Consider the following 1,165-nt stretch of genomic DNA (forward strand, 5'->3'; position numbering starts at 1 on the left):
TGGCGCGTGCGGCCGATCGGCTCAACATCACGCAATCGGCCCTGTCGCATCAGGTCAAAGGCCTTGAGGATCAGGCGGGGTTGGAGCTGTTTGTGCGCCGCTCCAAGCCGCTCAAACTGTCGGCTGCGGGGATGAAACTGCTCGCTCTGGCCGAGGATGTCTTGCCCCGTATCGAGGCGTTGGAGGCGGAGTTCGCCAATATCGAGGATGGCACTGCAGGGCGGTTGCACATCGCGATTGAGTGTCACGCCTGTTTCGACTGGTTGATGCCCGTTCTGGATCAGTTTCGCAAAGTGTGGCCCGAGATTGACGTCGACATCCGCATGCGCCTTGCCTTTGGGGCTTTGCCCGCGCTGATGAAAGAGGAGGTCGATCTGGTCATCTCCTCCGATCCTGACCCGATTGATGGCGCAACCTTTGTCCCGCTGTTCGATTACGCGCCCATGTGTGTGATGTCCGCGAAAAATCCGCTCGCGGCCAAAGCGTTTGTTGAGGCCGAGGACTTTCGGGATCAAACACTGTTCACCTACCCGATGGACCGTGCGCGCCTTGATGTGTTCAAGGAACTCTTGACCCCCGCAGGGGTGGAGCCATCGCATGTGCGTCAGGTCGAATTGACGGATGTGATTTTGATGCTTGTGGCGTCAAACCGTGGCGTGGCGGTCATGCCCGACTGGGTGATGCGCGATATTCGCGACCATCCCGACTACGCCGTGCGTCCGCTAACGGCCACGGGCCGCACCCGCCGCCTGTATGCCGCCGTGCGTGACGATGACGCGACAAAGCCGTATATGGCGAACCTGATCCGCATCGCAAAAACCGAAGCTGTGAAACTTCAACGCGGCGGCGGGGGTGGATATCGACGGTAATCGTAACGTCGTCACACGCGAAATACACCAAACAGGGGCGCTAGCCCTTGGCAGATAGAACATAGAGGCGTATACGCGCCCCTCAAAACACATTCCGGAGCCCAAGACATGCAAGGCAGCGCAAACCTCAACGTGATGATCAAGGCCGCTCGGATCGCGGGCCGTTCGTTGATCAAAGACTTCCGTGAGGTCGAGAACCTTCAGGTGTCGACCAAGGGCGCGGGTGACTTCGTAACCAAAGCCGACGAAAGCGCCGAAGAGATCATTCGCGAGATGCTCATGGAAGCGCGCCCGAC

At 59.2% G+C, this 1,165-nt stretch carries 2 protein-coding genes; both read left to right on the forward strand.

All coding sequences use genetic code 11. The annotated features are described in order from the left end of the window. A partial coding sequence (locus ACTG34_RS13775) for a LysR substrate-binding domain-containing protein (RefSeq protein WP_439105435.1) occupies positions 1-869 on the forward strand: 869 nt, incomplete at its 5' end. A gap of 108 nt (positions 870-977) precedes the next feature. Then, a partial coding sequence (locus ACTG34_RS13780) for an inositol monophosphatase family protein (RefSeq protein WP_439105436.1) occupies positions 978-1,165 on the forward strand: 188 nt, incomplete at its 3' end.

Origin of the sequence: Celeribacter marinus (assembly GCF_965656515.1) — a bacterium.
Classification (GTDB): Bacteria; Pseudomonadota; Alphaproteobacteria; order Rhodobacterales; family Rhodobacteraceae; genus Celeribacter; species Celeribacter marinus_D.